This is a genomic window from Hymenobacter sp. YIM 151500-1 (assembly GCF_025979885.1).
Taxonomy (GTDB): domain Bacteria; phylum Bacteroidota; class Bacteroidia; order Cytophagales; family Hymenobacteraceae; genus Hymenobacter.
The window spans coordinates 1,405,885-1,427,462 of sequence record NZ_CP110139.1; the positions used below are offsets into that span (position 1 = coordinate 1,405,885).

Annotated in this window: 15 protein-coding genes; 9 read left to right on the forward strand and 6 right to left on the reverse strand. The window is 62.0% G+C overall.

What is annotated here, in order from left to right:
• Positions 1 to 244 precede the first annotated feature (244 nt).
• Together OIS53_RS05820 and OIS53_RS05825 are read left to right on the forward strand one after the other, a co-directional pair.
• A complete protein-coding gene (locus OIS53_RS05820; RefSeq protein WP_264681459.1) occupies positions 245 to 1,102 on the forward strand; it encodes a methylated-DNA--[protein]-cysteine S-methyltransferase in 858 nt (285 codons plus the stop codon).
• 79 nt (positions 1,103 to 1,181) lie between these two features.
• Positions 1,182 to 1,661, forward strand: coding sequence for a DUF1203 domain-containing protein (locus OIS53_RS05825; RefSeq protein WP_264681460.1), 480 nt, complete (start codon positions 1,182 to 1,184; stop codon positions 1,659 to 1,661).
• 152 nt (positions 1,662 to 1,813) lie between these two features.
• Here the strand turns inward: OIS53_RS05825 and OIS53_RS05830 are convergent, their stop codons facing one another.
• Positions 1,814 to 2,794, reverse strand: a complete 981-nt coding sequence (locus tag OIS53_RS05830) for an acyl-ACP desaturase (protein ID WP_264681461.1) — start codon at positions 2,792 to 2,794, stop codon at positions 1,814 to 1,816.
• 110 nt (positions 2,795 to 2,904) lie between these two features.
• Complete coding sequence (locus tag OIS53_RS05835) at positions 2,905 to 4,560, reverse strand: hypothetical protein (protein WP_264681462.1); 1,656 nt, start codon at positions 4,558 to 4,560, stop codon at positions 2,905 to 2,907.
• Positions 4,561 to 4,899: 339 nt separating this feature from the next.
• Here OIS53_RS05835 and OIS53_RS05840 point away from each other — a divergent pair, with 339 nt between their 5' ends.
• Positions 4,900 to 6,576, forward strand: coding sequence for an ArnT family glycosyltransferase (locus OIS53_RS05840; RefSeq protein ID WP_264681463.1), 1,677 nt, complete (start codon positions 4,900 to 4,902; stop codon positions 6,574 to 6,576).
• Between the two features lie 242 nt (positions 6,577 to 6,818).
• Here OIS53_RS05840 and OIS53_RS05845 read toward each other — a convergent pair whose 3' ends face one another.
• From OIS53_RS05845 to OIS53_RS05855, 3 genes are all read right to left on the reverse strand, one after another.
• The gene (locus OIS53_RS05845; RefSeq protein WP_264681464.1) at positions 6,819 to 7,748 is read right to left on the reverse strand and encodes a glycosyltransferase; all 930 of its coding nucleotides are present in this window, start codon (positions 7,746 to 7,748) and stop codon (positions 6,819 to 6,821) included.
• Between the two features lie 87 nt (positions 7,749 to 7,835).
• Positions 7,836 to 9,116, reverse strand: coding sequence for an MATE family efflux transporter (locus OIS53_RS05850; RefSeq protein WP_264681465.1), 1,281 nt, complete (start codon positions 9,114 to 9,116; stop codon positions 7,836 to 7,838).
• 198 nt (positions 9,117 to 9,314) lie between these two features.
• Positions 9,315 to 10,322 carry a GNAT family N-acetyltransferase gene (locus OIS53_RS05855; RefSeq protein ID WP_264681466.1) on the reverse strand — a complete coding sequence of 336 codons (1,008 nt, stop codon included), beginning with the start codon at positions 10,320 to 10,322 and terminating at the stop codon, positions 9,315 to 9,317.
• A gap of 219 nt (positions 10,323 to 10,541) precedes the next feature.
• Between OIS53_RS05855 and corA the strand changes: the two genes are divergently transcribed.
• Positions 10,542 to 11,756 carry a magnesium/cobalt transporter CorA gene (gene corA, locus OIS53_RS05860; RefSeq protein ID WP_264681467.1) on the forward strand — a complete coding sequence of 405 codons (1,215 nt, stop codon included), beginning with the start codon at positions 10,542 to 10,544 and terminating at the stop codon, positions 11,754 to 11,756.
• A gap of 319 nt (positions 11,757 to 12,075) precedes the next feature.
• On the opposite strand, the gene OIS53_RS05865 is transcribed toward corA, so the two are convergent.
• Complete coding sequence (locus tag OIS53_RS05865; protein WP_264681468.1) at positions 12,076 to 14,865, reverse strand: hypothetical protein; 2,790 nt, start codon at positions 14,863 to 14,865, stop codon at positions 12,076 to 12,078.
• Positions 14,866 to 15,171: 306 nt separating this feature from the next.
• Here OIS53_RS05865 and OIS53_RS05870 point away from each other — a divergent pair, with 306 nt between their 5' ends.
• From OIS53_RS05870 to OIS53_RS05890, 5 genes are all read left to right on the forward strand, one after another.
• On the forward strand, positions 15,172 to 16,842 hold the full coding sequence (locus OIS53_RS05870; protein ID WP_264681469.1) for a type VI secretion system Vgr family protein: 1,671 nt from the start codon (positions 15,172 to 15,174) through the stop codon (positions 16,840 to 16,842).
• A gap of 55 nt (positions 16,843 to 16,897) precedes the next feature.
• Complete coding sequence (locus tag OIS53_RS20365) at positions 16,898 to 17,791, forward strand: PAAR domain-containing protein (RefSeq protein ID WP_319805478.1); 894 nt, start codon at positions 16,898 to 16,900, stop codon at positions 17,789 to 17,791.
• A gap of 127 nt (positions 17,792 to 17,918) precedes the next feature.
• Positions 17,919 to 18,494, forward strand: a complete 576-nt coding sequence (locus tag OIS53_RS05880; protein WP_264681470.1) for a hypothetical protein — start codon at positions 17,919 to 17,921, stop codon at positions 18,492 to 18,494.
• Positions 18,495 to 18,506: 12 nt separating this feature from the next.
• A complete protein-coding gene (locus tag OIS53_RS05885; RefSeq protein ID WP_264681472.1) occupies positions 18,507 to 19,406 on the forward strand; it encodes a glycoside hydrolase family 19 protein in 900 nt (299 codons plus the stop codon).
• 549 nt (positions 19,407 to 19,955) lie between these two features.
• A complete protein-coding gene (locus tag OIS53_RS05890) occupies positions 19,956 to 21,488 on the forward strand; it encodes an APC family permease (RefSeq protein ID WP_264681473.1) in 1,533 nt (510 codons plus the stop codon).
• Positions 21,489 to 21,578: the final 90 nt, after the last annotated feature.

The window sequence follows — 21,578 nt, forward strand, 5'->3', positions numbered from 1 at the left end:
TAAGACAAGAGCGGAGGAGCTAGTTTTCCCTTCTCGATAAAAAGGCGGGGTTAGGGGTAGTCGACACAGGATAGAACATCAAGCTACAAACCAGAGCTAGAGCCCCCTTTCTATTCCGCACATTAAGCGGCGTAGGGGTTGGGGTGAGGCAGAATAGAGCTAGAAACCCAGCAAGTTTCGGGTGGTGGGCCTGGTAGCGCGCGGGTATCTTGGGCTAAATCAAGACGTTTGCCGTGCCGTTGCCATGACTGACTACCACCGGATTGCCCAAGCCATTGCTTACATCCAGGCCAACTTTCAGGCCCAGCCCGACCTGGAGGGCATGGCCGACCAGGCGCATTGGAGCCCGTTTCACTTTCAGCGTAAGTTTCAGGAGTGGGCCGGCGTGTCGCCGAAGAAGTTTTTGCAGTACCTGAGCCTAGACTACGCCAAAGCCCTGCTCCGGCAGGAGCACTCCGTAGCGGCCGCCGCTTACGAAACCGGCCTATCGGGCGCGGGCCGCCTGCACGACCTGTTTGTGAGCCTGGAGGCCATGACGCCGGGCGAGTACCGCCAGGGCGGCGCGGCCCTGCACATTGCCTATAGCTTCGGGGAAAGCCGGTTTGGGCGCTACCTGGTGGCCTCCACGGCTAAAGGCATCTGCAAGCTGACGTTCAGTGGCGACGACGATGCGGCGGCCGTGGCTGAGCTGCGCCGTGAGTGGCCCCAGGCTATGCTGCTCCCGCACGCGCAACCCGTGCACGAGCAGGTGGCCCGCTTCTTTCGCCACGAGTTTACGGCCGCCGACCGGCTTCACCTGCACCTAAAGGGCACACCGTTTCAGGTAAAAGTCTGGGAGGCGCTGCTGCGGATTCCGGAGGGGTGCCTGACCACCTACGCAGGCCTGGCAACTCAGGCCGGACACGCGCGGGCCGTGCGGGCGGCGGCCAGTGCCGTCGGCGATAATCCGGTGGGCTACCTCATTCCTTGCCACCGGGTAATTCGGCAAACCGGCGAGCTGGGCCAGTACCGCTGGGGCAGCACCCGCAAAGTGGCCCTGATTGGCTGGGAAGCAGCGCGGGTACGCGGCCACCTGGAATTGGAAACCGCCTACGTGAAGTGAGCAAGAATCGGGTGGCCATGGCGCCGACCAGTGGGCAATTTGCAAGGAGCATTTTTCTTTTACCTCTTTGCTAATCGCCATGTCAAACTTTAGAATTGTGCCCGTGGACGCCGCCTGGGCCGCGCGGCTGCGTCAAACCAGGCAAGACGACTTCGGCCACCCGCTGAAAGCCGTGCCAGCTACCGGGCGCGGGCCGTGCCGCGTGTCGTTGCGGCCGTTTACGGTGGGCGTCGATATGCGCATTCTAGCCGCCTATTCACCGTTTTCCCAGGCCAGCCCCTACGCCGAAACCGGCCCCATCTTTATTTCGGCCGAAGCCGTGGCTCCGTACACCGATGTACACCGCTTCCCACCCAAAATCAAGGCCGACAAAGTACATTTCCCACTGTCGTTGCTGGGCTACTCCGCTGCTGAGCACATGGTGTACACCGAGCAGGTAGGCGACCAGGACATCGACCAGCGCATCGAACAAGTATTTGCCACGCGCCCGGAAGTGGCGTTTCTACACGTGCGCAACTCGGAAGCCTGCTGCTTTATCTGCAAAGTGGAGCGGCGGTAGACTTTCGGGTAAACAACTTCGATGTATCACCAACCTTGGCACAAAAAAGCCGCCGCAACCAGCAGTTGCGGCGGCTTTTGGCGTTGTGGTCAGCAGGTTTGAGCGGCTTGCTTGAAGCCAATTCAGATTCCTCGCTTTGCTCGGCATGACGGCTATTCAATCCACTTGAACTTGTATTCCAGCTTGGGCACGGGCATCCGGTCGGCGACGCGGCGCAGGCGGTTGGGCAGGGCCATAATGTACTCGCGGGCCTTCTCGGCGGCGCCGTTCAGGCCGGTTATCTGGTCGATTTTCCAGTCTTTGATGAGCGTGTCGAGGATGTCGGTGTAGTCGTGGCTGGTGTACACGCCCAGGCGCTGGGCGGCGTCGGTGAAGTGGCCGAAGGTTTTGCCCATCTCCACGCCCAGCTCGCGCATGTAGTGGGCGGGCATCACAATCTTTTTGCGCATCATGTCCTCGAAGGCCAGCATCATCTCGGAGGGGTCCACCTCAAAGATTTTCTCCACGAAGGTTTTGTAGACGCGGGCGTGGCGGGTTTCGTCGCCGGCAATCATGCCGCAGATTTTGGAGAGCTGGTCGTCGCCGGCTTTGCGGGCCAGCATGCCCACGCGGCGGTGCGAGAGGTTGGTGGCCGTTTCCTGGTAGCTGGTGTACACGAAGGCCCGGTACGGGTCGTGGGCCGTGCCCAGGTCGAAGCCATCGGCAATGAGGTACTGGGTGCTGACCTCAAACTCGCGCATGTTGACGCGCCCGCACAGGTAGAGGTAGCGGTTGAGCAGGTCGCCGTGGCGGTTTTCCTCGGCCGTCCACCCCCTGATCCACTGGGCCCAGCCGTTGTTGGGGTCGCGCCCCAGGTCGTCGAGCTGATGAAACCAAGCCTCGTAGTTGGGCAAGGCTTCTTCGGTGATGGTGTCGCCGATGAGCACGGCCAGCAGGTCGTAGCTCAACTCCTTGGCCCGCTCCCGCAGCTGCTTTACCTGGTCGAAAAAGTTGTCGAGGCGGGAATCGGGCAAAAAATCGGTGGGCTGCCAGCTGCTCTCCACACTTTTGAGAAACGAGCCGAGATTGGAACGCAAAAAGGGCTCCAAGTACTGAAGCACTTCCGCACGAGAAGTCATAGAGGCGGTAATCATGGCGAAGCCGGAAAAAAAGGGAAAACAGGGATGGCCAAAGGTATATACTCGCTACCCCGAGGCTGGAGAATTAAGTCCGAAAGCGGGCACAAAATTTTGGCTTTACATCCTTAATGCGGGAATTTTGTACGCATTTGATACAGCTGGGCCCGCTCAGCCCGCCCTGAATCAGGCTGCACCGGCACCAGCACCCGCAGTGGCTGCCCGGAAGCGGGCCGCAGCGCCAGCTGCCGGTTAAGAATGGCCGCTGCTTCCGGCGTAAGCACCCAGGCCACGCCGGGCCGGCCGCCCAGCCGCCGCAGAGCCTCCGTGAAGTCGCGGGTGCCGGTGAGCTGCTGGCGCAGGGCCGCCTGCGAAGGGTGCAGAGTGTGCCAGCCGGCCACCGCCAGCCGCTGCAGGTCGAGTACAGGCAGCGTGTACGTAGCCAGCGGCGGCGCGGGCCCGTCGTTGAACGGGGACTCGGCTTTGAAGGTAGGCTCCCAGGCATCGGACACGAGCAGCGCCGAGCGGCCGGCCACGTGTTGCAGGCGCTGCCGCTCGGTGCGGTTGCGCTGCTGTTCCTGCGCTAGCACCACGCGGCGGTGTGCGGTTTTGTAAGCATACGGGACGGCGGCTACGGCCAGCACCGCCAGCAGCACCCGCGCCGCCCGCGTCGGCTCCAAGGCCGGCAGTTGAAATACGTATACCACATTGCCCAGCACCCACAAATCGAGCAGCGGCAGGGCCAGGCGGGGCGGCAGCTTGAGCACCGTGCCTACGCCCAGTGTTAGGCCTACGTAGGCCAGCTGCACCAGCCAAAACCCGCGCTCCGTGCTGCGCTGCCGGGCCGCCAGCACCCAGGTAGCCAGCAGCAGTAGCAGCAGCGGAAAATAGTCGCGGGCCAGTTGGGTTACAGTGGCCGTGAGCTTGCCGGGGGCAGTGTGGGCGAGGAAATAAGCCGGGCGGATGGGCGTTGCGCGCCGGAAAAAAGCCTCGTTTACCAGCGTCGAGTCGGCCAGCATCCAGCGGTGGGCGGCGGCCAGGGCCAGGCTATCCTGGGCGGTAAGAGGTTGCGCGGGTGGGGCGGTCAGCTGGAAGTCCAACAGGTTGGATTTGAGCACGTCGAGGCGGCGGAAGGTGGCGGCTTCGGGGCTCCAGGTGAGGTGGAGGCACAGGGCTCCGAGGAGGCTCCAGGCGGCGGCTCCGCCCAGCACCGGCCCGGCCCGGCGCCCGGCCAGCCACCACGCCCCCGGCGCGGCCACCACGGCGCCCAGCACCGCGGCGCTGGGCCGCACCAGCCAGGCCAGTCCGAAGGCCAGCAGCCCCAGCACCAACGCCCATCGGGCCGGGGTGCGCTGAGCCGCGAATAACACCCCGGCCCCCGCCAGCAGCACCGGCACCCGCACGTAGCTAAACCAGAAGCCGTGCTCCAGCCACGCCACCCCGAAAAACAGCCCCAGAAAAGCCACCAGCCCCGCCCCCGGCAGCCTCCCGCGCAGCAGCTTTTCGAGCACCGCACCTCCCAGCACCGTGGCCGCATACAGCAGCCCATACAGCGTCAGCGCGTACCAGGGCACCATCGGCGCCGAGCGGTACAGCGCCGCCCACACCGCCGCGTAGCCGTGGAAGTACAGGTGCAAGTCGGTGACGGGTGCGGCGGCTGAAGTGCCCCGCAGCAGGCCCACGATGGTCAGGTCGTCGTTGGTTTCAAGGTAAGCGCCCAGCCCCGCGCCGCTCAGCAGCAAAAACAAGAGTGGCAGCAGCAAAAGCAGGAAACGGCGCAACATGAGCCGCAAGGTAGGGAGTTAGGGGCTTGTTAGGGACGTAGGGTCTTGGGGGCTTAGGGGCTTAGATGATGTTCGATTTCAGCTGTCATCCTTTATCCGACGTCCGCTTAGCGAAGGACCTGCTCACGCCAGAACGACTGGCAACTGAACAGAAGGCTCAACAACGACTCGTTTAGCGGGCATAAGCTCCTTCGGCTACCGCCTCAGATGACAGAACATCAACTAAGCCCCCAAGCCATATTGTAACGCAAGGCTAACCAACCAGTATTGACATGTGACACGACAGAACATCAACTAAGCTCCTAAGTCCCCAAGACCCTAAGTCCCTAATTTGCATCCGTGAATCGAACTGGACCCGGCCTGGCTACGTGGGCGCTGCTGTTTGTGGCGGCGTTTACCGTAGCGTACTTCTTCCTGACGCATGAGGGGCTGTATGCCCTGGACGATTATTTCTACGCCCGTTATGCCCACCAGCTGCTCAGCGGCACGTTTCGGGTGGAGCCCGACCCGCTGGGCCTGCTCCACGACCCGCTGAAGGAGCGGTTCCTGATTTTTGGGCCAGTGGCGGGCTTGTATGCCTTGCTGGGCGTCAACATCATCAGCACCACGCTCTGGCCCCTGCTGGCCACGCTGGGCTGCGCGGTGCTGATGTGGCGGCTGTACGGGCGGCGCGAGCCGGTGGTAGCGGCCGGGGCCATGCTGCTGCTGGGGCTGCACTACTTCACCCTCAACCTCACCAACTACCTCTATCCCGACAACATTCTGATGTTCTGGTGCCTGGCTTGCGCGGCGGCGCTGCTGAGCGGGCGGCGGCCGGGGCGGCAGCAGCCGGGGCGCTGGGGGCTGCTGTTTGCGGGCCTCAACTTCGCCGCCCTGCTCAGCAAGGAAACCATCATCTACTACCTGCCTTTCTACGTGGGCGTGCTAGTTCTCGACCTGCGTCGGCGCCGCCACGGGCGGTTCTGGGCCGTAGCAGTGGGTTCGGGAGCAGCGTTGCTGGTAATCTATTTGGGGTTTTATCAGGTGTTTACGGATGATGCCCTGTACCGCCTCCACCTGATTGAGCGCACCAACGAGTTTCTGAAAGAAGGCAACTACCTGCTCGGCAACCGCGCAGCCCTAGTGGCCCGCCTGACGTGGCAGCCGCTGGCGTTTTTCGTAAGCATCGGCCTGGCGCCTATGCTGGTGCTGGCGGCGGTGGCCGCCAGGCGCCCCGGCCCTGTTTTAGCCTCGGAAGCACCCGAAACCGGGCCAGACCGGCAGTTCTGGCTGGCGCTGGCGGGCAGCACCCTGGCGTTCTACTGGCTGGGCAGTACCTCGTTCAGCCAGTACAACCCCATCACCCTGCTGCCGCGCATGACCACGCCCTTGCTGCCACCTCTGGCCTTGGCCGCGGGCTTCGGCCTGCGCCACGTGCTGCTGGAGGGCACGGGTCGCGCGGCGGCCGGCGTGGGCGCCCTGCTGCTGGGCGCCGCCGCGTGGCTGCACAACAGCCTGTCGGTGGTGTACGGGGCGCTGGGACTGTACTGGCTGGCGGTGGGCCTGGGGCAGGGCCGCCGCTTCTGGCCCGCGGCCTTGCGGCCGGGCACTGGGGCGCTGGTGGCCCTTACGCTGCTGGTACTGGCCGGCAGCCTGGCCCTGCGGCCAGTGTACTTTATGCAGAAACCGTCGGTGTCCTCGCACTTCGCCCAGGAGCGAGTGATACGCGGCCACCTCACAGCCCCGGCCGCTCAGGGCGTGGTGTTCGTGGATGACTACCTGATTGGCAATTACGACTTTTACTACAGCTTCCGAGTGCCGCCGGGCCTGCGCTACCGCCGTTTCTGGGCCCGCGACTCGGTGCAACTAGCGCCCGGCGAGCGGGCCTGGCTTTTGCTCAACCGCAGCACCCTCACCAACGACGAACTCACCCGCAAGCTCATCCGCTACTCCCCCGACTCTGTGCTCAGCTGGTACCCCCGCCGCCGGCTCGTGGAGCAGTATGGGAAAGTGGAATTGTATGAGGTGAAGTGGTGAGGCGGTTAGTAGGAAGGTGATGAGATGGGGAGGTGAGCCGCAGGAACGGCAACCCCAGCGGGGCGACATATCGGTAGTAAAGTCTGCCCGCTAGACCGTCAAAGCCCCAGCGGGGCGACACCACCATCTGCGGCCGATTGGGTGTCGCCCCGCTGGGGCTCTAAATTATTATTACCGGATGGTTTCTACCGACATGCCGCCCCGCTGGGGCTGCCGTTCCTGCGGCTCACCTCCCCATCTCATCACCTTCCTACTAACCGCCTCACCACCACTCCCAACAACCAATCCACTACTTGCACCCGGCGCAGCTGGCGCAGCAGCTGGTACAAGTCGCGGGCTTCGGGGAGGTTGCGGTGGCGGACGGCCTGGCGCAGCTCCCAGCGCACGCGCACGGCCAGGGCGTCGCGCTCGGCCTCGGTGCGGCACAGGGCCAGGGCCTTGTGGCAGACGCGGATGGTGGAGCGCAGGTAAGGGTCGTGGGGGCGGTAGCCGCGGCTCGACATGGACTGCGGATGCAGGCGCTTCTGGGTGGTGACTTCATCGAGAAAGTGAAACTCCCAGTCGCGGGCGGCGCGCACCCAGAAGTCGAAGTCCTCGTAAGCCAGGGCTTCGTCGTAGCCGCCCAGCTCCAGCAGGGTGGCGCGGCGCATCATCATGGTGGGCGTGCTGATGAAGTAGCGGGCCAGCACGTCGGCAAACACCAGGCCCGAGGCGGGGCGCGGGTGCAGGCCGCGGGCGTCGCGGCGGAAGTGGTAGCGCACGTGGCGGTCCTGCTCGTCAATCAACTCGGCATCGGAGTACACCATGCCGCAGCGCGGACCCGCCTGCTGAAACGCCGCCACCTGCCGGGCCACGCGGGTGGGCAGCAGTACATCATCGGTGGCGAAGTCAATAACGAACTCGCCCCGGCTACGGCTTAGAGCCTGATTGAAGGCCCGGCAGTTACCCACGTTCTGGGGCAGTAACAGCAGGTGCCAGTGCGGGTGCGCCGCGGCATAGCGCCGCAGCACCTCGGCGCTGCCATCGGTGCTGGCATCGTCTACTAGCCACACTTCCAGGCGGGGGTAGGTCTGGGCCAGGATGGAATCCAGGGCCGTTTCCAGAAACCGGCCGTGGTTGTAGCATAGGGCCACGATGGTGACGAGGGGCTGGTCCGGCTCGGGAGTGTGCATAGCGGCGCAAGATACGTGCCCTGGCCCCGACCACACCGCGCCGCGTGTCCTTCCTCGCCCTACTTGGAATGACGGTTCAACTACGCTCTACCACAGCTCCCGCCGGAAGTACCACAACCCCCAGGCCAGTACCAGCCCAAACCGCGCGGCGTGGGCCAGCGGGGCGCCCAGCAGGCCGTAGCGGGGCAGCAGCAGGGCCAGCAGCCCGGCCAGCAGGGCCGCCGAAGCAGCCTGCACGGCCACGTAGCGCCCCACCTGGGCCTGGGCCGTGAGCTGAAACAGGAGCGTCCAGGTCAGGAACTTAGCCCAGTCGCCGAGCAGCTGAGGGGCCAGCAGAAACCCGGCCGCGGCGAAGCTCGGCGTAAATAGCAGCGGCAGCAGCCAGCCGCGCAGCAGCCACAGCAGCCCTAAGCCCAGGGCCGCAGCGGCGGCCACCACGACCAGCACCGTGCGCACCAGTCGGCGACGCTGGCCGAGTTGTCCGCTCAGTGCCGCCAGCCGAGGGTAGTACGCGCTACCCATCACAGCCGAAAACACCATGGTATAGTTGTCGGACAGCTTGGCTACGGCCTGCCACAAGTCGGTTTGGGCTAGGCTGAACTGCCGAATCAGGACTTCGCGCAAGCCAAAGTCCACGGCTTTGCTGAATAGCAGCACGCTCACGGCCATAAGCAGAAACCGGCCCAGCTGCCGCACCGCTAGCCGGCTCGGCCGGAGCCGTAGCGACGGTAGCAGGCCGGCGCGGCGGGCCAGCACCAGGGCCGGCAGCACGGTCAGGCCCTGGGCCAGCAGGTAGGCCAGCAACGCGCCCGGCACCGACCAGCCCAGGCCCAGCGCCCCGGCCACTGCCCCCACGCCCAGGGCGCTCAGCAGCACCGTCAGGCCGACGTAGGCCCGTAGGCGGCCGGCGGCCAGCAGCACTGCTCCCACGAAGGCGTAGGCCGTGAGCAGCCCCAGGCCCAGCAGCAGCGTCAGGCCCCAGCCGGCCCCAGTGCCGAACAAACCCAGCAGCTGCCCCGGCGCCAGCAGCAGGGCTAGGCCACTCAGCAGCAGGGCCCCGGCATTCAGCACCAGCCCGGCTCCCAGCCAGGCCCGGTACCGCCCCGAGTTCGGCCGCAGGGGCGCCAGGTACTTCACCACACCCACGTGCACGCCGTCGTTGGGCAGGGTGGTGAACAGGGCCATCAGGTTCTGGAAGTGGGCCAGCAGCGTGAGGCCGCCGGGCCCGCCGTACACGGCCAGCAGCTTGTTGAGCAGCAGCGCCCCCGCCGTGCGCGCCCCCACCGCCACCCCCGAGCCCACCGACCCACGCAGAAACCGCGCCGCCACCATCGACCGGGACTCAGGCTGGGAAGTTGATACAGGCATTTTTTTTAGCTACAAGCTGTAAGCTGTAAGCTGCAAGCCGCAAGCTACGTGCTTTTAGGCCGCAAGCCTAAATCGGGAGCTGCAAGCCACTTCAGTAGCTCATAGCTTTAGTTTTGGGTGGTGAAACAAAACTCTCACCTTGCTACCACGGCTAAACTGCTTGCAGCTTATAGCTTGCAGCTCCCTTTGCAGCTCCCCTCACAGCTCCCGCTCAAACGTGAGTTTGAGGCTGGGCACGCCGCCCAGGTGGCGCTTGAACTGGAGCAGGGACTGATTCAGTCCCTCGGGCAGCGTGGACGTGCCCAGGTCGAGCAGGCGCAGGCCACTGGCTTGGCAGAAGGCGTGCAAGCCAGCGTTGAGCAGCACCACCGGGCTGAAAGCATTATAAGCCAGCGGGCTAGCCGGATAGAAATTGTACAGCACCCCGTTGCCGACCAGGATGGCCACCGTCAGGGCGGCCCACTCGCCCTGGGCATTGCGCACCGAAAACAGAAAGTGCTGGTTGGGGAACTGCTGAAACAACTCTTGCAGACGCTCCAGGGGCAAGGACAGCGCCTGGCCTTTCTCCTGGCGGCAGCGGCTCAGAAACTCGTAGGCCCAGGGCAGCAGCAGCGGCGGCTCCTGCTCGAAGCGCAGGCCGTGCCGCTCGCACTTGTGCAGGCGCCGCCGCTCCGACGGGTGCAGGCGGGCCCGAAAATCAGCCGCGCAGGGCAGGTGGTTGTTGATTTCAGCCAGGGCCACGCGGTAGCCCAGGCGCGTGAGCACGTGGGTGAGGCGGGCACTGGCGGCGGGGGCGTAGGCGAAGGGATAGGGCCGCAGCATGAGGCGCCGCACCCCGCGGGCCGCCAGCTGCCGGTGTACTTCCTCCAGAAATGCCGCCAGCACCTCCGTGGGCAGCTCCGGGGCCAGCTGCACCGCCCCAAACGGCGCCTGCCAGGGGCTGCGGGCCGCCTGCCCCGCCTCGTCCCCGAACACGGGCAAGTGCGCGACGGTGTGGCCCGTGTGCGTATCTTCCAGAAAGAAAGCTGCCTGCAACCCCGCGTGGCGCTGCAAAGCCAGGTGCGCCGGCGTCAGGTACAGAAACGGTTCGTAGGCCGGCGGCAGCACCGGGGCGGCGGCCGCGGCGGGCAGTTGCCGCACCTGGTACCGGCCGCCCGGCTCCAGTGGCCCCGGCAAGGAAGAAACAAGAGCGGCGAGCAACGGCAACGGGCGCGGGTTTGGTACGGCAGGGGCGAAATTACGAGGAATTTCCGGGGTCTGGCCGGGCCTGGAAGCGGCGGGCCGTATGTTTGCGTTGCCGGGCCGGGGCCGCCCGCGACCCAACGCTTCCGGTTGTTGCGCCCAGCCGGCCTGCTGGGTGGCACAGGCCTTCAGTTTAGTTTTTCTTCCGATTTTGCGTACATCGCCCCGTAAACACCTTGCCGCATGACGCCTCTCAACGACGCTTCTGCTCCCCTCTCCTCCTCGTCGCCGCCCGTTGCTTTACCTGACGAGGACGACCTCCCGCAGTCTGCCGATAGCGGCGTGGCCGACCGCAATGCCACGCGCCAGGCTCGGGAGCAAACCGTGGGGCAGCGCCCCGGCACGCTCGTTATTCGGGAAGGTGCCCTGCCGCCCCGGCTGTTTTTGATTTCGTACAGCGACGACTTTTTCACCGAAGGCGAGTACAGCAGCTACGACCAGCTTCTGCAGTTTATGCGGGCTCACCCCGAGCTGAAGCACTGGGTGGACGTGCGCGGCTACGGCGACCTGGAGCTGATGCAGCGCCTGCAGCACGACTTCCGCATCCACCCGCTACAGATGGAAGACGTGCTGGGCGACTACCAGCGGGCCAAGGTGGAAGAAAGCGAGGAGGGCTTCTTCCTGGTGTCGCGCATGACCGAGTTTACAACGCTGCTGGAAATCGACGACGACCAGCTTTCCATCTTCACCGGCCCCAATTACATCCTGACTTTTCAGGACGACTACGAGGATTGCCTCGACGCCGTGCGGCTCCGCCTGCGCTCCACCCGCAGCTCCAGCCGCCGCCGCTCGCCCCTGTACCTGGCCTACGCCCTCACCGACGTGGTGCTCGACCACTACTACCCCACCATGGCCTCCATCGGCGACTACCTCGAAACACTGGAGGAGCGCATTTTCCGGGGCCGCTCGGATAGGCGGGTGCTCAACCGCATCCTGCAAATCAAGAAAGACATCGTGCGCTTCCGCCGCCTGGTGTACCCGGAGCGCGACAAGATTGCCGAACTGCTGCGCATGCCCGAGGAAGACGTGCCCGAGGACATCAAAACCTACTTCCGCGACTGTTACGACCACGCCATCCAGGCCCTGGACCTGGCCGAGAGCTACCGCGAAACCGTCAGCAGCCTCATCGACCTCTACATGTCGGACCAGAGTAACCGCGCCAACGAGGTGATGAAAGTGCTGACCATCATCAGCAGCATCTTCATTCCCCTGAGCTTCATTGCCAGCGTCTACGGCATGAACTTCTCGCGCGAAAACCCCGACGGCAGCACCAACTTCCTGAACATGCCCGAGCTGTACTCGCCCTGGGGCTACGTGGGCGTTATTACGTTTATGCTAGTGGTCGTCATCGGGCAGCTTACTTACTTCTACCGCAAAGGCTGGCTGACGAATCGGTGAGGTAGTGAGCGGTGAGGTGGTGACCCCGGCGGCAGACTTCTCGCCGGAGGCGAGGCGTCTGCCCGCCGGGGGATGGGGCCAGACTCCCGACTGGCGGCCGCTGAAAGCGGCCATGCGGCACCGCGCCGCTTGGGCCGGCTGCACAAGACGGTAACGCGAAGTTTCACTTCGCGAGGCGTTGGAACGGTCCAGAACCGGTCGTTCTAGTATCTCGCGAAGTGAAACTTCGCGTTACATCTTTCTGGCCCACTACCAGTTCATGCGGCCCTGACGCCTGATGGCCGCCGTTGGCGGCCGCCAGTCGGGAGACTGGCCCCATTTATCGGCGGGCAGACGCGCCAGCTCCGCTGGCAAGTCTGCCGCCAGGCCTTGGCTCATTTCCAAGCTTCAACTCCGTGCGGCGCAGCTCCTGCCCGACGATGCGGAAGAGGTGGTAGGTGGCGGTGCCGGGGTCGAAGGTGAGGCTGATTTCAGGCGTGGAGAGGTCGAAGGGTTGGCCGCCGATGAGGCGCAGGCGGGCGTCGTAGAGGTAGACCTTGCCGGGGCCGGGCTCCGCAATGGCGTACACGCGCCGCCCGCCGCCGAAGTCGAAGAACTGCACTGGCTTGGGTGCCGAGGTTACGAAGTTTTGCGTGAGCAGCTGCCGCCCATCGGCGTCAAACAACGCCAGCCGGCCGCCTTCTTCCCGCACCACCACCAGGCCGCGCCGCTGCTGATCGGCCACCAGGCGAAACACCGAGTTGCGGCTCCAGGTGGCCACGCGCCGCCGGGCCACGATGTCGCCGCTCAGGTTGAAGCTTACCAACTCCCCGTGCTGGGTAACGACGGTAAGGCGGGTGCGGCGGAGCGTGGTGCCGGCCTCCACCACCGCCCCGCTGGCCAGGCGGGCACCCAGGCTGATGGGGAAGCCTGGGTACACCCCGCCCGCCTGGTTGTAGGCGTACACGTAGCCATTTTCCAGCAGCACCACCACCACGTCGCGGCCGGCCACGCTCAGGTATTCGGGCGCGGCGGCCAGCCGAAACTCCAGCTGCTTGGGCTGCCAGCCCGCGTACGTGCGCCCCTGCGTGTCGTACAAAAACAGGTTGCTGCTGGCGCCTGCCACCAGCAGGCGCCGCGCCTGCCCCGCCCCGGCCGGCGACACGCTCAGGGAAGTAGCGCGCACAGTGTCGGGAAGGTTAAGCGGGAAGTTAGGCTGGAGCTGGCCCCGGCCGTCGTACTGAAACAGCTGCCCCGGCGTGGCCAGCAGCATGCCCGTGCCGCCGGGCAGGCGGTAGGGCGCCCCCACCAGCGGCCCCGGCAGCGTGTCGGACCAGGCCACCACGTTGTCGGGCGTGACGTAGTGCAGCACCTGGGCCGTGTCTTGTACCAGCACGCCCGGCAGGCGGGCTCCACCGACGGGCAGCAGGGCCGGGCCGGCGCTGAGCGGCACCTTGAAGGCCAGCACGCTGCCCGTGCCGTTCTGGTTTTGGGGCCGGGCTACGGCGGGGCCCACCACCGGATGGCGCAGCACCAGCTGGGCGAAGTACTGGGCTCCGGGTTCTTGTTCATTAGGAGCCGGCACCCATTGCAGGGCCACTTGCGGAAAGCGTTTAAACAAGGCTTCGTTGCGGAGCAGGCCGGCCCGACGCTCTTCCTGCAAGCCGCGCAGCAGCAGGTTCCAGCAGTTGCGGGTGTCCAGCACCACGCGCAGGCGGGCCAGGGGCTGGGTTTCCTGCAGAAAAGCCACCTGCGGGGCTGAGCGGCTCCACACCTCCCCGGCGGCCACCTGCTGCAGCCACTGCCGTGCGGCGGCTTCGTTGTCGGCAAACGCCACGTAGTTGCCCGCCTGCGCTACCACGGGCGCCGCAAACCCACGGAACATGGGCCCCAGCAGCCGCTGGGGCAGCTCGGCCACACCCGCCTGGTACAGCTGGAAAGGCCCCACCCGCCCAAAGCCCGGACTGGTGCCCGTGGCCCGGCGCAGCCTCCCCAGCAGCCGGCTCACCCGGCCCGGATTGGCGCAATAGGCCACCGCCAGCTTGCCGGGCCGCTGCCGGGCCGTGCGAGTAGTGAGGTAGCATAGGCCCACTTCCTGGCCAAGGGCACTCGTGAGACTATCTACCAGCCCCACGGCTTCCGGGGCCAGCGAGTCGGGTAGCAGGGCCGAGCGGGGGCCGCGCAGGGCGGCGGCCGGACCCAGGCCCACGTGCACCAGCAGGGCCGTGCTCAGGGGCAGCACCTCGGCCATGCCCAGGCGCTGGGCCGGCTGCCCGCGCAAGAGCTGGTGCAGTCCGTCGCGGGCTGTTTCGGGGTTGGCAAAGCCCGTCAGCACCACTTTGTTGCCGGCCAGGCGCAGCTGCAACAGGTCGTTGCGGGTCAGGCTGGCCACGGTCGTCAGCTCGGGGCCCAGCTCCTGCCGGAAAAACACGCCCAGCAGCTGGGGCAGGCGGCGCTGGTTGAGCAGCAGCGTCGCGTCCACGTCCTTGAGCTGGAAGTAGTCGGTGCCCTGAAACTCGGCCGCCACGGTGGGCTGGTCGGGGCGCTCCAGGCGACGCACCACGGCTTCCAGCAGGGCGGCGTTGGCGCTCAGCAGCAGGTGGTTGCGGTAGTTGAACAAGGTCAGGCCCTCGCCCCCGTCGCGGGGGCGCACCTGCGTAAACAAATGGCCCTGGTAGATGCGGGTGCTTACCTCGAAGCGGCCGTCGCGGCCCATGCCTTCCACCAGGCCCCGCACCTGCCGGTACTCGCGCACACTCCCAATGGGCACCTGAAACAGCACGTCGAAGCGGCCGGGCCCAGTAACGTGCAGGGAAGTCAGCACCCGCTTGCGCCCCAGAAAGCGTAGCAGCACGCTACGCCCGCCGGCCAGGCTGTCGGCCAGGGCCAGGTGGTCTTCTACTTGCTGAAAATAGCGCACGGCCGTCAGGTCGTCCCAGAGCTGGGTTTCCTTCAGGTGCCGCACCAGCGTGGGGTGGTCCCGCGTCATCATCACCACGGCCGCATCGTCGGGCACCAGGGCCCAGGGGTCGACGGGCGTGCGGGCCACTGTGCGGCGGTAGTACACGTAGGAACCCAGCGCCAGGAGCAGCAGCAGCCCCGTCAGAATCACCAGTAAACGTTGCGACATGCAGGGAGCCGGGAGGTGGGCCGGCAAAAATAGGCATTTGCCAGGGAGCGAAGGAAGGCGAGTCCGAAGCTGGTTTTACTGTGGTACTGTTGTGGTTAATTGATTACTCCCTACATTGTAGCCGAATTATATATTTCATTCTCAATACTCATGCCTCGTCTTGTTCAATTAGTTGTGCAGCCCCAAGCATACGCAAAGCCTCTCCCTGAAGTAGCCGCGTTTCGCCTTTATCAAGACCTGCATACGCATCATTCCTTTGAAGTAGAGGTATTGTTCGACCATCTGGAAACCCTTGCTACCAGCTTTATGGAGAAGGCGCATCAGCAGTTGGTAGGCAAGCCCATTTATATTTCCATCCAGGAAGATTCGCTGACGGAGACGGATTATACCTTCCGGTTTACGGGGGTAGTGACCAGCCTGCTGATGAGCAGCTCCAACAACTACACGGGTAGCTTCATCATCAAAGGATTCAGCCCCACCTGCCTGCTTACCGACGGGGTGCAGAAGCGCACTTTCCGTGACAAGACGCTGGCCGACATCGTGAAGCAGGTGTTGCAGCCATACCACTACGACAGTCTCAAGCTGGCCAAAGGCACTCTGGCCCACACCGCGCCACTACCTTACGTGGCCCAGTACAATGAAAGCAACTTCGACTTTTTGAACCGGCTGTTGACCTCGTATCAGGAGTGGTTTTACTTCAACGGCACCGAGTTGTGCATAGGCCAGGAGCCCGGCGAAAAAACAACTTCGCTGTTCATGGACGGCTACTGGAGCACTTTCCAGGTTGAAGCTGCCATCCAGCCTTCGGCCGTAACGTTCTACGCCTACGATGCCACCCGCCACCAGCACTTCCACGGCCCCGGCCCCGACACCTCCGGCGAGGTAGCTTCCAATCCGTACGCGAAGTTTGCCGTGCAAAAATCCCGGGATGTCTTTACCCAGCCTTCGCACCTGCCCGCTCTGGCGGCCATCAAGAGTTCCAGCGAGCTGGACCAATTGGCCAAAACCATCAGCCAGGCCGGGGCGGCCAGTGCCCTCCTCTTCCGCGGCCGCACCGACAACCCCAACCTGCGTCTGGGCCAGCTGCTTGATGCCACCGCCGAAGGTTTGGGCAGCACCGTGACGCGCAAAGACAGCCTGGGCAAGTACCGTATCATCAGCCTCAGCCACGAGGTAGACGAGGAAGGCAACTACCAGAACACGTTTAAGGCGGTGCCCCACTCTCTCCCCGTGCCGCCCCTCAACCCGCACGCCGTGCTGCCGGCCGCCCAGCCGGAGCTAGCGGAGGTGATTGACTTGAAAGACCCGCAGAAGCTGGGCCGCCTGCGCGTACGCTACCACTGGACCCCGGCCCGCCCCCAGGATGCCGAGTCGGGCTGGCTGCGCGTGACTACCCCGTACAGCGGCGACGGCAAAGGGCAGCTCTTCACTCCCGAAATCGGCTCCCAGGTGCTCATCGGCTACGAGCATAACCACCCCGAAACGCCCATCGTCCTCGGCAACCTTTTCCACGCCAACAACAAGCAGAAAGCCAGCTACAGCCCCGATGACAACGCCGTGAAGGGCATTCAGACGGCCAGCGGCAACAAAATCACCTTTCACGATAAGAAAGGCAAAGAGAAGATTCTGATTTCCAGCGGCCAGAAAAAGGACACGAAGCTGGAGGTATCCTTTGCCAAGGATGGAAGCATCGTCCTCAAGACCAAAGGCATGATTACCCTGGATGCGGGCGAGAAAATCATTCTTGAAAGCCAGGACATCGTTATTGCGGCCCAGGACACGCTGGAGCTGCAAGGCCGAACGATTTCCATTCAGGCCGAAACGAAGCTGGAAGCTACCGGCCAGAAAGTGGAGGTAACAGCACAAACGACCTTGGATCTGGCCGGACAAACCGGTGTCAAGGTAGAAGGCCTGACCGCCGAAGTGAGCGGCTCGACCATGACGACGATTAAAGGCACGCTCGTCAAAATCAACTAAACACAGCACGATGGGAAAGCCGTCAACCCGAATTAGTGACAACCACGTGTGCCCAATGCTGGACGGACCTAAACCACACGTGGGTGGCCTGGTCATGCCCCCCGGCACCCCCACGGTACTCATCGGTGGCCTGCCCGCTGCCACTATGGGCGACTTATGCATGTGCGTGTCCCCGGTGCCCAATAGTATTGCTATCGGCTCGGTGGGTGTGTTCATCGGCGGCCGGCCCGCCGCCCGTATGTTCGACAAAACCATGCATGGTGGCACCATCATGACAGGTGCCCCCACCGTGCTCATCGGCGACATTGCTGCCTCAGCGGGCCCGGCTATTTTTCCGGGCAAGCAGAATTATAATAATTGCGGGGTGCAAGCATCTCAGCAACTCATTCGCCAGCTTACCGGAGTAGTTCATAAAGAGGATGAGTTGCTTGCCTGGGCAGTTGAGCAAAAGTTGGCTCATAATGGCGTTCGTGCCAAAACAAAAGAGTTTGACCTCAACCTGTACGGGCGTACCAGTAGTCACTCACTTCAAGCATTACTAGCAGCCCGACAGGTAGCTTCAACTATAGTTATGCAGCCTCAGATGACAGACCTTGCCGATGCACTTAAGGATGGTAAAGGTATCATAGCAGGTGTGGACTTCGGACAATTGCACTATGGTGAACCAAACGGAGATGGCCATGCCATACTAATTACAGATGCCGACTTCGATGGCCAAGGTAGATTGACTCATATTTACTTAAATGATACAGGGGCAAACACGGCAGCCAAGGGCCAAGGGCGGCGGGTAACTATTGCCGAAATGGCGGTAGCAATGGATGAATGCAAACACCCTGAAACTGAGGAACCGCTTGCCTTCTTACTCGTGTCAGAAGCACCATTGTGGACTAGCACGCCCATAGATTTGGAACCTGCCCGCCCATCCGCACCACCTACAATGCATGCATAACTCGCAGTTGTCATACAACCTGTAAATATGTTATTACAGGTTGGGAGATTTATAATACAGGATCTGCACATCATTTCTAATCTGTGCACTTGCTTTTCGTACGATCAACTTTTTGCTTAAGAAAACTATGATTGAAGATTGGTACATAAGTGTAAAAAGAGCCGCAGTGGAAACTCTCCCACCCGACTTATATTTAGATGTAACTGCCTTAGGAGGGTATAATACAGTACTTATTCCAACTGTAGAAGGAGAAGAACAGTGGCTTATCTCCGCCTACTGTGGTGTCACGAGTAGTGGCTACGCTAACGCTCACGGGGTGCCCCGTCTTCTTTTTCCACCCCACTTGATGTTGCGCATTCACTACCCTTCAGGACAATTTGAGTGGATCGAACTAGAGAATTCTCCTTATGATGGGCCTGCTTTGCAACGCAACGCAGCTGGAAATGAATGCTTGGGTCCTATTTCGCGTGAACATTTAGGACCCGGTGAATGGAGGAATGCTATGCGCCGGCACTTTCAGCTCGTGTGTCAAGTAGTAGAGCAGCGCTGGCTGCTAACAGCACATTCTGTAACAGCTGAGGAACAAGCGGTGGCCCGTGAGTTACAAGACTGCATCCGGGCTGCCTACGACAAGCCACTCCTCCCCTATTATCAGCACTACGGTCGTCACTTCTTGGCTTGGATGGAACGAGCAGCTAAATAAATAGGCCAAGTAATGGAATATAAGGTTCGCATAAAAAACTTGTTTAGTCGTGAAAATGTCATCGACTTGCTGAAAGGAGGTAGATGTACGATATTTTCCGCAGCTAGTGGTGAGCAGTTGTTGCGTCCCTACATTCCGGGCACGGCTGCTTCCTTCTCACCTTCCACTCTCAACCGGATGCATCAGTTTAATGCTGGCCGCCCTCCGGTGCAGGAGACTCATGACTATGCCCTATATTATTTATCCTCCAAAGGAGGCATGGAAAAAGATTATTATTTGGTAGATAGCCGCTGTTTAATTTATGACCGCCAAATACAGTGGGCCTATTGGGAGACACCTCTAATAGTGCCAGTTGTCGAAGGACTGGAGGTCACAGCTGCCCAAATCAAAGCCATTTGTCCACCAGCCAGCATGTCTAATATTAAAAAGCACGTCACACATCTAAACGAAGCCATGCGTAAATACAAAATTAACACACGCTTACGCCAGGCTCATTTTTTGGCGCAAGTAGCCCATGAAAGTGACCATTTCAATACGGCTCGCGAATATGCAGATGGCAGCAAGTACGAAGGTAGACTTGACTTAGGAAATACCGAGCCAGGTGACGGAAAGAGGTTCCGAGGTCGAGGATTGATCCAGCTTACCGGCCGAGATGTGTACAAAAAATATGGAGCCTATTTAGGAAAGAATTTTATAGATGGCACTAATATGTTCCAAGTAGAACAGGAACCTTATGCTTCGGATTCAGCAGGTTGGTTTTGGCTAATCTATAAAAAGAGTAAAGATATAAACGGCCGTGCGGATAGAGATGATGTAATAGCAGTTACCAGGGCTGTAAATGGTGGACGAAATGGCTTAACAGAGAGAATAAAGTATACTAACAATGCTAAAACTGTATTTGGCATAAGCTAATTACTCCTAAAAACACTCCAGATGAAGAAGTTTCTGATAATAATATATATAAATATTTCTTTTGCCTTATGCGTCAGCTGTAATGCTCAGGTTAAAACTGAAAATTCTACACCAGTCAAAAAGAGCACTACCAACTTATTAATAGGCACATGGCAATCTACTCAAGATCCTAAATTCAAGGTTAAAATAGATAATGACTTTTATTATGAGATCTACAAGGGAACAGCGCCTTCCGCCTTAAGATATAAAAACACCAATAGATGTTCTTGTGATGATAAAAAATACGAATCGAGCAAGAACAACCTCTTAGTTACATACGAAGATGATCCTGCCGATTGTTATTGCTATTCAATAATTAAACTTGACGGCAACTATTTGTCTTTGACATACCTAGGAAGAGGCAATACATTAACTTTTAAGAAAGTCAGGTAAAAACCTCTAAGCGCCTCCACGCTAATCTAGACATTCCCCCTACCTCAAACCGCCCGCACGCCTCATGCGGGCGGTTTCTTTTCTATCTTCCGGCCCCAAACTTTCTCCTTCTCCCCTATGTCCGAAAAACAAGGTCAGTTTCAGCGGGCCATTACGCTGTTCGACGCCGTCATGATTGTGACGGGCAGCATGATTGGCTCGGGTATTTTTATCGTGTCGGCCGACATTGCCCGGCAGGTGGGCTCCAGCGGGTGGCTGCTGGTGGTGTGGCTGCTCACGGGCGTCATTACCCTGGCTGGGGCCATCAGCTACGGCGAGCTGGCTTCCATGTTTCCGAAGGTGGGCGGGCAGTACGTATATCTGCGCGAGGCCTACAACAAGCTGGTGGCGTTTCTGTACGGCTGGTCGTTGTTTCTGGTGATTCAGACCGGGGTTATTGCGGCCGTGGCCGTGGCTTTTGCCAAGTTCACGGGTGTGTTGCTACCCTGGTTTAGCGTGAAGAACGTGCTGTTTCGGGCCGAGCCTCTGCGGCTGCCGCTGGTGGGTGAGTACACGTTTGAGTTCAGCAGCGTGCAGTTGCTGGCCATTCTGCTTATTGTTGGTATTACGGCCATCAACGCCCGCGGCGTGCGGGCCGGCAAGCTGATTCAGAACGTGCTGGGCTCCACCAAGCTCGTGGCCCTGGCCCTGCTCATCCTGGGCGGGGTTACTTTGGGGCTGAATGCCGAGGCCGTGCAGGCCAACTTCCAGGATATGTGGACGGCTGTGCGCTTCCCGGTGCCTGGCGCATCGGCCTCGCCCCTGCCCCTGACCCTGAGCGGACTGGTGGTAGCCGTGGGCATGGCCATGACCGGCTCCCTGTTTTCGTCGGACTCCTGGAACAACATCGGGTTTGCGGGCGAGGAAATCGTGAACCCCGAGCGGACCCTGGTGCGCAGCATGGCCTTGGGCACGGCCATTGTCACGGCCCTGTACATTCTCTCCAACGTGGTGTACCTGCTGGTACTCCCCCTGGCCGGCTCTCCGGACGCACCCACCATTGCCGGCCGCGGCATCATGTACGCCACCGACGACCGGGTAGCCACCGCCGTAGCCGAGCACGTGCTGGGTCCGGCCGGGGCCGTGGTGCTGGCCGTGCTGATTATGCTAAGCACGTTCGGGGCCAACAACGGCATTATCCTGAGCGGGGCACGGGCCTATTACGCCATGGCCAAAGACGGCCTGTTCTTCCCCGGCCTGGCCCGCCTCAACGCGGCTGGCGTGCCCAGCCGGGCTTTGTGGGCGCAATGCCTGTGGGCCAGCCTGTTGTGCTTGTCGGGCTCCTACGGGCAGCTGCTCAACTACGTTATGTTCTCGGTGATTCTGTTTTACGTCATCACCATCATCGGCATTTTCGTGCTGCGCCGCACCCGGCCCACCGCGCCCCGCCCCTACCGGGCCTGGGGCTACCCGGTGCTGCCAGCGCTGTACGTAGTGCTGGCCTCAGGCTTCTGCCTCATCCTGCTGCTGGCCCCCGACACCGCCGAGTTTTCGCGGCGCGGGCTGTTGCTGGTGGCCCTGGGCGTGCCGGTGTACTTCCTGTTCGGCAGCCGGTTTGCCGGCGGTACACCTTCCGTCCCGACCGAAACGCCGCAGCGGCAGGCGCAGTAACCCGACGAGCATAGCACGTAAAAGCCCCACCAGCGCCGGCTGGTGGGGCTTTTGTATTCGAGTGGAGTGTAGCGCGAAGCTTTTGCTTCT